Genomic DNA, 9,642 nt, shown 5'->3' with positions numbered 1-9,642 from the left:
CCCCCCACCCGCTAGCGGAAGCCGTGCACCACCCCATGCGCCTGTACCTGCTCGCCCTCAACCCCACCGACTCCGTCACCGAGGGCTTCCTGCCCGCCGCCGTCCGGTTGGGCCTGGACGTCACCCTCCTCACCGACCGGCCCGACGCGCACCGCGCGGCCTACCCGGAGCATCCCGGGATCGAGGTCCTCGACTGCGACGTACGGGACCACCGCGCCGTCATCACCCGGATCTCCAGTCACCACCGGCCCGACGCGGTCTTCACCAACAGCGACCACCTCCAGACCCAGGCCGCCCTCGCCGCCCACTACTTCGACCTCCCCGGCAAGGACTGGCGGGCCGCCCTGCGCGCCAAGGACAAGGCCGAGATGCGCCGCCACCTCGCCGCGTCCGGCACGGACACCGTGTGGTCCGCCGAGATCACCGCCGCGGCCGAGCTCACCGGCCGGCTCGTCGTCGACGCCCCGTACCCCTTGGTCGTCAAGCCCCGCGAGGGCGTGGCCAGCGAGGACGTCGTGCTCGTCGACACCGCCGAGGACCTCGTGGCGCGCGCGAAGGAGATCCTGGCCCGCCGACCGGGTGACACCCTGGTCGTCGAGGAGTACCTGCCCGGGGAGCTGTACACCCTGGAGACCCTCGGCGACGGCCGCGTCCGGCACGTGCTCGGCGGCTTCCACACCGAGCTGTCCCCGCCGCCGTACTTCATCGAGGAGCGGCTCACCTTCGTCCCGGCCCACCCCGAACCGGTCGTGGCGCAGGTGCTCGCCCAACTCGACGCGCTGGGCGTCGGGTTCGGCGCCTGCCACACCGAATTCGTCGTCCACGATGGCCGGGCCCGCGTCATCGAGGTCAACTACCGCGCCATCGGCGACCAGTGCGATCTGCTGCTCGCCCAGCTCCTCGACGTCCCGTTGTTCGAGCACATCCTCCGCACCCACCTCGGCGAGCCGCTCCCCGCCGAGCTGGGCGTCCGGCGCGACGGCGCGGCCCGTCTGGAGTACCCCTGCGCCGACCGGGCCGGTACCCTCGTCGCCGCTCCCGCCGCGACCGACGCCACCGTCGACGGGGTACGTCTGACGTACCGCCCGCTGCGCACACCCGGCGAACACCACGAGCTGTACCGGACCAACCGCGACTACCTCGGCGTCCTCCGCGCCACCGGCACCGGTCAGCAGACCGTGGACCGGGTGGTGGCGGACTTCCTCGCCGCCCAGCGCTGGGAGATCCAGCCGTGACCGCTGTGACTGCTGTGACTGCAGGGCTGGCTCCGACCGCTGTGACTGCCGGGCCGGCTCCGACCGCCGGGCCCGCCGTGGACGCCACCGAAGCCGAGCTGCTCACCCGTGTGCTCGGTGCCCTCCTCCGCGAGGACGTCGTGGGCCTGCGCACCCGCAGCACGCCCGTCGTCCACCCGGACGGCCCCTGGCTGCGCCTGCCCACTCCCGACGGCGAGGACGCCCTCCTCCTCCCGGTCACCGAGGACGGCTTCCAGCACACCCACACCGCCCGCCTGCCCTTCCTCGTCCGGGAGTCGGACGGCACGCGCCTCCCCACCTGCGACACCGTCCTCGCCGTACTGCGCCCCCTCGCCGACCCCCTCGACCGCGACGGCTTCGACGCCTTCGCCGAGGAGTGCCGCCAGACCCTTGCCACGATGCGGCTGCACGAGGCGACGGCGGAGGAGATCGCCGAAGGGCTCACGGACCTGTACGGCGCCGACCTCGCCGACTGGACGGGACTGCGCGGCGGCCTGGCGTACGAGACGCTCGCGGCGCGCCTGGACCACCCGGTCTACCCGACCGCACGCGGTCGCGCCGGCCTCGACGAGGAGCGACTGCGGCACTACGCACCCGAGTTCCACCCGACGTTCGCGCTCCAGTGGCTCGCCCTGCCCCGGGAGTCCGTCACCGTCACCGGGGACCTCCCGGACGGCTGGCCCACCCCCTCCGGGCTCGGACTCGCGGACCTCGACCACACCCATGTCACCCTGCCCGTCCACCCGTTGACCGTCGGCGCGCCCCTGGACGCGGCCCTGCGCGAGGCGGGGCTCGCCGGCCGGGCCGTACTCGCCGACCGGGCGTACCTGCCGGTCGTTCCCACCCTGTCGATGCGTACGGTCGCACCCGCCGCCGCTCCCTCCCTGCACCTCAAACTGCCCCTGGCGACCGCTACGTTGGGCCTGCGCAACAAGCGGTCCATCAAGCCCGGGACCCTCGTCGACGGTGCCGCCGGACAGCGGCTGCTGGCGGCGGTGACCGACCGCGAGCACCGCTTCCGGGGCCGGGTGCTGCACGCCGACGAGACGGTGTACGCGCACGCCGGACACGAACTCCTCGCCGTCCTGTGCCGCCGCTACCCGACGGACCTCGACGACTGTGCCGTCGTCCCCATGGCCGCCCTCCTCGCCGAAGCCCCCGGCGGCCGACTGGTCGTGGACCACCTCGCCGACCGCTACCACGGCGGTGACCCGACCGCGCTTCTCGACGCCGTGCTCACCCTGCTGTTCGACTGGCAGACCACCCTCTTCGGCTACGGCATCGCCCTGGAATCGCACCAGCAGAACGTGTCCCTGGTGTTCGGCCCCGGCCCCGGCGACCTGCGCCTGCTGCTCAAGGACAACGACGGGCCCCGGGTGAACACCACCCGCCTGGCCGCCAAGCTCGGTACGGAACACGGCAGTTGGGGATTCGACGACCCCCGCACCTTCACCACCGACGACCGTGCCGTGGCCGACCTCTTCACCACCATCACCGTCCATCTGTGCGCCGGTGCCTACGCGTTCGGCCTGGCCCGCCACGGCCGCACCCCGCTGGGCGGACTGCTGCGCCTCGTCCGGGACCGCCTCACCGAGGCCGTCGACCGGCTCGGCGGCGACGCGGCGGCCGTCCTGCGCGAGCGGGTCCTGAACGCCCCCGAGCTGCCGGTGAAGGCGATGGTGACCGCCGGGACCCTGCTCAGCAAGGACCGTTCGGGCGCCGCCGACATCAACAAGCACTACACCACCGGGCCCAACTACCTTCTGGGGGAGGGTGGTTCGGCATGACGGCCGAGGCGCTCGCGGTGTCGCGTCCCGCGTTCGGCCGTCGGCAGGTGCACGCCGTGGCCGCCTGCTACTTCGTGGCGTCGTTCGCCGCGCTGGGGCTGCCGCCGTACTTCACCGAGATACTGCCCGACCTGGGCGACGGCGCGGCCCGCTGGGCCGGTGTGCTGTACGTCGTGCCCACCGTGTTCAGCGCGCTCGCGGCCCCCCTGTGGGGGAGACTCGCCGACCGCTTCGGACGAAAACGGCTGCTGCTGCGGGCCCAGTTGGGCCTCGCCGTCTCCTTCCTGCTGGCGGGCTGGGCCGACTCGCTCACCATGTTCACGGTGGCGCTGGTCCTCCAGGGCGTCCTGGGCGGCACGTTCGCCGCATCCAACGGCTATCTGGGCGCCGCCCTGGACGGTCCGCGGCTGTCGAGGGCGCTGACCCTGATGCAGGGCAGCGCGCGGGCCGCTCTCGTCTTCGCGCCGATCGTCGTCGGCGCGCTGTCGCCGTGGCTGTCCCCGCACCGCCAGTACGCGCTCCTCGCCCTGCTCCCGCTCGCCGCCGCCCTGCTGCTGGCCGCGCTGCCCGAACCGGCCGAGGCCGAGGAGACGGCGGAGCACGAGCCGGAGGCCGTCCACCCCGCCCCCAGGGCCGCGCTGCGCCGGCTCTACGCCCTGGAGTTCGCTTTCGTCTTCTCCACGGTGATCTCCTTCCCCTATCTCATCTCCCTCGTCGAGGAACGCCTCCCCGGCGCCTCCCCCACCCTCTCCGGCCTGCTCTTCGCCCTGCCGCACCTCTGCTACCTGCTCACGGCCCTGGCCGTGCACCGCGCCGTCCACACCCGCCCCCGCCACGGCATCGCCCTCGGCTTCGCGCTGATCGCCCTGGGCCTGGCCGGACACGGCGTCGCCGACACCCTGCCGGCCCTCGTCGCCGTACGACTGGTCCTCGGCGCCGGTCTCACCCTCGGCATGGTCGGTCTCTCGGTCCTGGCCGCCGACTGCGCCCGGGGCCGCGCCCCCGGCGGGATGTTCGGCTCCCTGGAGTTCTTCTCCAAGGCCGGCGCCGTCGCCGCCGGAGTGACCGCCGCCGTGGGCAGCGCCCGGTTCGGGCCCACCGCCCCGGTGCTCATAGGCGGCGGCATGGCCGCCCTCACCGTTCTCGCGACTCTCCTGCCCCCACATCCGCGTACCCGCTGGAGCCACTGAATGCCCCCGCTCACCGACTCGCTCGGTACCACCCCCCTCCCCACCGCCGACGAGGCCGTGGCCCACACTCTCCCGACCGCCGACAAGGCCGCGGCCCACACCCTCCCGACCGCCGACGACGCGGTGGTCCACACCCTCCTCAACTGCCTGCTGCGCGAGGTGTCCGGCCCCGAACACCAGACCGCCGTCATCGACGGTCACCTCCTGCTGCGCCTGCCCCGCCGCGGCCTCCTCCTCCGGGTCGCCCTGCGCCGCAGGTCACTGCTGGGCGCCCACCGCTTCACCGGCCCCGTCCAGGAGCAGTCCGACACCGGCTGGACCGCACTCGGCTGGCGCCGCCTCGCCGAATACACCCACGACGAACTGTCCCTGCGCACCGGCGTCCGCAACGACGAGTTCCTGGACCAGATCGACTCCAGCCACCGCACCGTCGCCACCGCGCTCGCGGGCCGTGCGGCCGACGAGCGCACCGGCCGCGAGACCGACGCACCCGGCCCGCACGCCACCGCCTCACACGGGCTCCCGGACTACCTCGCCTCCGAGCAGTCCCTGCTCTTCGGCCACCGCTTCCACCCCACCCCCAAGGCCCGCACGGGTGACGCGGACGCCTGGCAGTCGTACGCTCCCGAGGCCGGCGCCTCCTTCCCGCTGCGCCACCTCGCCGTCCGCGACCACCTGATCGCCGAGGAGACCGCCGAGCCGGGCGCCACCGCGGTACTCGACCGGGAACGCGGCGACGTCCCCGACGGCTACCGACTGCTGCCCGCCCACCCCTGGCAGTACGCGATGCTCCGCGAACACCGGCTGCTGCGAGAGGCGTTGGGCCGCGGCGACATCCTCGACCTGGGCCCCGGCGGCCGGAAGTACGCGGCCACCGCCTCCGTCCGCACCCTCTTCGACGGCGACTCCTTCCTGAAGTTCAGCCTCAATGTCCGCATCACCAACTGCCTTCGCAAGAACGCCAGTTACGAACTCTCCGGTGCCGTCGCCCTCACCCGCGTGCTCGGCCCCGCCCTCACCGACCTGGAGACCCGCTTCCCCGGCAGCGCGATGCTCCGCGAACCCGCCTACCGCAGCCTCGCCGTGCCCGGCCCCGACGGCACCCCCGACCGGGCCCTCCTCGAAGGCTTCGGCGTCATCGTCCGCGAGGGCCTGTCCCGGCGGCTGCTGCCCGGTACGACCCCGCTGCTCGCCGCCGCCGTCGCCGACGAGTACCCCACCAGCGCCGCCCACGTCTCCCGCCTCCTCGACGGAGCCGGCCCGCGAACCGTGCTGCACTGGTGGCAGGAGTATCTGCGCCTCCTCGTCCCGCCCGTGCTCTCCGCTTACTTCAACCACGGCCTGGTCCTGGAACCCCACCTCCAGAACGTCCTGATCTGCGTCGACGGCGACGGGATGCCCGCCCAGGTCCTCTTCCGCGACCTGGAGGGCACCAAGCTCGTCCCCGACCACCACGCCGACACCCTCGCCGCGCTCCCGCCCGAGGTCGCCGGGCCGATGTCGTACGACGCCCGGCGCGGCTGGGACCGAGTCGTGTACTGCCTGCTCGTGAACCACGTCGCCGAACTGCTCGCCGCCCTCGCCGACCTGCACCCCGAGACCGAGGCCGACCTGTGGGCCGCGGTCCGCGCCACCATCCGGGACTACGCCGACGAGGAGGGCTGCCCGCCCCGCCTCGCCGCCCTCCTGGCGGGCGTCCCGCTCCCCGCCAAGACCAACCTCCTCACCCGCTGGGAACGCAAGGCCGACCGCGAGGCCGGTTACGTCCGTCTCCCCTCGCCCCTCGCCGAGGACGTCCTGCGCTGGAGTCCTCGATGAACCACGCCCTCCGGACGAGCCATGGGCGCGTCAAGAGCCAGGAGACCCCGATGGCCCTCCCCACCCCCGCCGTCCGCGATCGCGTCCTGACCCTCGCGACCGCCGAACTGCCCGCCTACGTCTACGACTTGACGGCCCTGCGGCAGCACGCCGCGCACGTACGGGCTGCCCTCCCCGAGCGGGTCGAGCTGTACTACGCGGCCAAGGCCAACCCTGAGCCGGAGATCCTGGCCGCGCTCGACCCGTACGTCGACGGCTACGAGGTCTCCTCCGGCGGCGAACTCGCCCACGTGGCCGAGGCGGTCCCGGGCCGTCCGCTGGCCTTCGGCGGGCCCGGCAAGACCCCCGACGAGATCCGGGCCGCCCTGGAGCGGGGAGTCGCACGCTTCCACGTGGAGAGCGAGCACGATCTGCGCGTACTCGCCGAGCTGGCACGCCGAGTGGCACCGGCCACGCGGGTCGGGGTGCTGCTCCGTTTCAACCTCGCGGTGACGGACGGCTCGCTGGCGGGCAGCTCGCTCGCGATGGGCGGACGGCCCACCCCGTTCGGCCTGGACCCCGAGCGGGCACCGGAGGTGCTCCGCCCCCTCACGGACGGCATCCACCCGCACCTCGTACTGCTCGGCGTCCACGCCCACCTGGCGAGCGGACTCGACGCACCCGAACAACTGTCCGTCGCCCGCTCGGTCGTGGAGTGGGCGACCGGCCTGGGGGTGCCGATCTCCGAGGTGAACGTGGGCGGCGGGATGGCCGTCGACTACACCCGCCCCGAGAGCCGTTTCGACTGGCAGGCGTACGGCGCGGGCCTGGCCGAACTGGCCGACGGGCACCCGGAACTGACGCTGCGCATCGAACCCGGCCGCGCGCTCACCGCCTACTGCGGCTGGTACGCCACCGAGGTGCTGGACGTGAAGCGCAGCCACGGCGAGGAGTTCGCGGTGGTCCGGGGCGGCACCCACCATCTGCGCACCCCGGCCACCAAGGGGCACGACCAGCCGTGCTCGGTGCTGGCGGTGGAGGAGTGGCCGTACCCCTGGCCGCGCCCGGCGGCCGAGGGGGAGTACGTCAGCCTCGCCGGACAGCTCTGCACGCCGAAGGACCTGCTCGCCCGGGACGTCCGCGCTCCCGGACTGCGCGCGGGGGACCGGGTGGCCTTCGGCCTCGCGGGCGCGTATGCCTGGAACATCTCGCACCACGACTTCCTGATGCATCCGCGGCCCGGTTTCCACTTCCTCGACCGAACCGTTGGGGGAGTGTGACCGTTGACAGGCGGGCGGGTCGGGCGCAGACTCATCCTCGGTAAGTGAAATTCATTTCACCAGGCGAACAAGGTCGGGGCCCGGGGGTCGGGGCGCGGCTCGTCCTCAACGACGAGGAGTACTCAATGCACACCACCGTCGGCATCATCGGCGGCGGCCCGGCGGGGCTGCTACTGGCCCGTCTGCTGCACAACGCGGGCATCGACAGTGTGGTTCTGGAACGCAAGGACCGTACCTACGTCGAGCAGCGTCAGCGCGCCGGAATCCTGGAGCAGGCCACCGTCGACGTGCTGCGCTCCGCCGGAGCGGGCGCACGGCTGGACGCCGAGGGCATCCCCCACGACGGCATCGAGCTGCGTTTCGACGGCCGCGCCCACCGCGTCGACTTCCCCGAGCTGACCGGCGGCCGCCGGGTCTGGGTCTACGCCCAGACCGAGGTGGTCAAGGACCTCATCGCCCTCCAGCTCACCGACGGCGGACCGCTGCTGTTCGAGGCGGAGGTGCACGCGGTGGAGGGCGCCGACACGGACCGGCCCGTGATCCGGTACACCCACGAGGGCCGCGAGCAGACGCTGACCTGCGACTACGTGGTCGGATGCGACGGTTTCCACGGGGTGGCCCGGGACGCGGTTCCCGAGGGCGTGCGGACCTCGTACGAGCGGACGTACCCCTACTCCTGGCTGGGCATCCTCGCCGACGCCCCGCCCGTCTACGAGGAGCTGATCTACGCCCACTCCGAGCGCGGCTTCGCGCTGGCGAGCATGCGGTCCCCGTCGGTGAGCCGCCTCTACCTCCAGGTCCCGAACGGAACCGACCCGGCCGACTGGTCGGACGAGCGGATCTGGGACGAGCTGGACGCCCGGCTCGCGCTGACCGCCCACCCCGGCTGGCGGCTCAAGCGGGGGCCCGTGACGTCCAAGGCGGTCCTGCCGATGCGCAGCCACGTCACCGAGCCGATGCGCCACGGCAGGCTCTTCCTGGCCGGGGACGCCGCCCACATCGTGCCGCCCACCGGCGCCAAGGGCCTCAACCTGGCCGCCACCGACGTCATCGTGCTGGCCCGCGCCTTCGCCCGGCTCAGGGAGACCGGCTCGACCGACCTGCTCGACGCCTACTCCGACACCTGTCTGCGCCGGGTCTGGCGGGCCGAGCACTTCTCGTACTTCATGACCACGACCCTCCACGCCGACCCGGGGCAGTCCCCGTTCGAGACCCGCCTCCAGCTCTCCCAGCTGGACCGCGTCGCCACCTCACGCCACGCGGCGGCCGAACTCGCCGAGAACTACACGGGGCTGCCGCTCGACACCGATCTCGGGTCGTCGTAGCTCCGCGACCGCACAGCCGAGGGCGCTCCCCCTGCCGCACTGCAGGGGGAGCGCCCGAAGCTGTCGGTGTCAGTGGGCGCCGAGGCCGCCGCTGCCGAAGCCGCCGCTGCTGTTCTTGCTCCAGCGTGGCCGCTTCTTCTCCGGGCTCGGTCGGGTCCCCTGATTGCCGTGCACCTCGTACGGTGTCAGCCGGCGGTCGCTCTGGGGGATCTCGTCCGGTTCGCGGTGCAGCCGCTCCTCGTGGACAGGGCCCCCTTCGGGGACGCGGGGCTGCTCGTCGGGGCGCGGTCGGCGCGGCTCACGGGCGCGAACCCGCGCACCCAGCCAGAGTGCGCCGATCAGCATGGCCACCACCACGACGCCCGCCAGGAACGGTGCGATACCGCCCAGGACGCTGCGTTCTGCGGCTATATCAGTCCATTCCATCTTCATAAGGGATGAATACCCCCAATATGTCGAGTGAACCGGCCCCGTTCCGCACGAGCGGTCCGGGAGCGGACGGGTGCCCCCTCCCGCACCGGGGGAAACGGAACCCGGCGAACCGGGTGCGGGGCGGGGGCGCGCCCCCGTGTTTGGTGGGAGCGCCTCCGGCTACCCGCCCCTGGTGACCACGACGACGACATCCCACCAGGAACTCATCCGGTTCCTCGAGGACCGCTTCGCGTGTGCGCAGGCCTGCACCGAATGTGCGCGTGCGTGCGCGCTACGGGCGAGCCTCGCCGAACCGGATGGCCCCGAGGGCCAGGAGAAGATGCGACGCAAGGGCATCATGTGCGCGGAGGTGTGCGACGCCACGTGCAGAATGCTCTCCGAGCAGACCAGCCTCGACGAGGCCGCCATCCGCCTCCAGGTCGAATGGTGCCGGACCGTCGCCCTGGAGTGCGCCCGCGTCTTCGACGACACCCCCGGCGCCGAGGACGGCGCCAAGTCCTGCCGCGAGTGCGCACAGGCCTGCACGGACTTCCTGGCCATCCTCCGCTGAGCCGCCCCGCCGCCCTCCGCTGGGC

General features: G+C 73.1%; 8 protein-coding genes. 7 read left to right on the top strand and 1 reads right to left on the bottom strand.

What is annotated here, in order from left to right:
- Nucleotides 1–35 precede the first annotated feature (35 nt).
- The 6 genes from P1P70_RS34040 to P1P70_RS34015 all read left to right on the top strand — a co-directional run bounded on the left by P1P70_RS34040 (nucleotide 36) and on the right by P1P70_RS34015 (nucleotide 8,635).
- Nucleotides 36–1,235, top strand: coding sequence for an ATP-grasp domain-containing protein (locus tag P1P70_RS34040; RefSeq protein WP_319244713.1), 1,200 nt, complete (start codon nucleotides 36–38; stop codon nucleotides 1,233–1,235).
- Between the two features lie 77 nt (nucleotides 1,236–1,312).
- Nucleotides 1,313–3,043 carry an IucA/IucC family protein gene (locus P1P70_RS34035; protein WP_319244709.1) on the top strand — a complete coding sequence of 577 codons (1,731 nt, stop codon included), beginning with the start codon at nucleotides 1,313–1,315 and terminating at the stop codon, nucleotides 3,041–3,043.
- Entirely contained in the window at nucleotides 3,040–4,233 is a 1,194-nt protein-coding gene (locus tag P1P70_RS34030; protein ID WP_319244706.1) for an MFS transporter, read from the top strand. Before P1P70_RS34035 ends, P1P70_RS34030 begins: the two co-directional genes overlap by 4 nt.
- The gene (locus P1P70_RS34025) at nucleotides 4,234–6,051 is read left to right on the top strand and encodes an IucA/IucC family protein (RefSeq protein ID WP_319244704.1); all 1,818 of its coding nucleotides are present in this window, start codon (nucleotides 4,234–4,236) and stop codon (nucleotides 6,049–6,051) included.
- A 50-nt stretch (nucleotides 6,052–6,101) separates the two neighbouring features.
- Nucleotides 6,102–7,310, top strand: a complete 1,209-nt coding sequence (locus P1P70_RS34020; RefSeq protein WP_319244711.1) for a type III PLP-dependent enzyme — start codon at nucleotides 6,102–6,104, stop codon at nucleotides 7,308–7,310.
- A gap of 125 nt (nucleotides 7,311–7,435) precedes the next feature.
- Complete coding sequence (locus P1P70_RS34015) at nucleotides 7,436–8,635, top strand: 4-hydroxybenzoate 3-monooxygenase (protein ID WP_319244702.1); 1,200 nt, start codon at nucleotides 7,436–7,438, stop codon at nucleotides 8,633–8,635.
- A 69-nt stretch (nucleotides 8,636–8,704) separates the two neighbouring features.
- On the opposite strand, the gene P1P70_RS34010 is transcribed toward P1P70_RS34015, so the two are convergent.
- Nucleotides 8,705–9,067 (bottom strand): DUF6479 family protein, encoded by a 363-nt coding sequence (locus P1P70_RS34010; RefSeq protein ID WP_319244700.1) that lies wholly within the window; start codon nucleotides 9,065–9,067, stop codon nucleotides 8,705–8,707.
- Between the two features lie 172 nt (nucleotides 9,068–9,239).
- Here P1P70_RS34010 and P1P70_RS34005 point away from each other — a divergent pair, with 172 nt between their 5' ends.
- Nucleotides 9,240–9,617 (top strand): ferredoxin, encoded by a 378-nt coding sequence (locus P1P70_RS34005; protein ID WP_319244698.1) that lies wholly within the window; start codon nucleotides 9,240–9,242, stop codon nucleotides 9,615–9,617.
- Nucleotides 9,618–9,642: the final 25 nt, after the last annotated feature.

The sequence above is a fragment of the Streptomyces sp. MB09-02B genome, assembly GCF_033794485.1.
GTDB lineage: Bacteria > Actinomycetota > Actinomycetes > Streptomycetales > Streptomycetaceae > Streptomyces.
This window is presented reverse-complemented; position numbering and strand designations above follow the sequence as displayed.

Excerpts from the sequence above, each read along its gene's own strand:
- P1P70_RS34020 (WP_319244711.1), top strand. The coding sequence starts at position 6,102 with ATGGCCCTCCCCACCCCCGCCGTCCGCGATCGCGTCCTGACCCTCGCG.
- P1P70_RS34040 (WP_319244713.1), top strand. The coding sequence starts at position 36 with ATGCGCCTGTACCTGCTCGCCCTCAACCCCACCGACTCCGTCACCGAG.
- P1P70_RS34015 (WP_319244702.1), top strand. The coding sequence starts at position 7,436 with ATGCACACCACCGTCGGCATCATCGGCGGCGGCCCGGCGGGGCTGCTA.
- P1P70_RS34030 (WP_319244706.1), top strand. The coding sequence starts at position 3,040 with ATGACGGCCGAGGCGCTCGCGGTGTCGCGTCCCGCGTTCGGCCGTCGG.
- P1P70_RS34025 (WP_319244704.1), top strand. The coding sequence starts at position 4,234 with ATGCCCCCGCTCACCGACTCGCTCGGTACCACCCCCCTCCCCACCGCC.
- P1P70_RS34010 (WP_319244700.1), bottom strand. The coding sequence starts at position 9,067 with ATGAAGATGGAATGGACTGATATAGCCGCAGAACGCAGCGTCCTGGGC.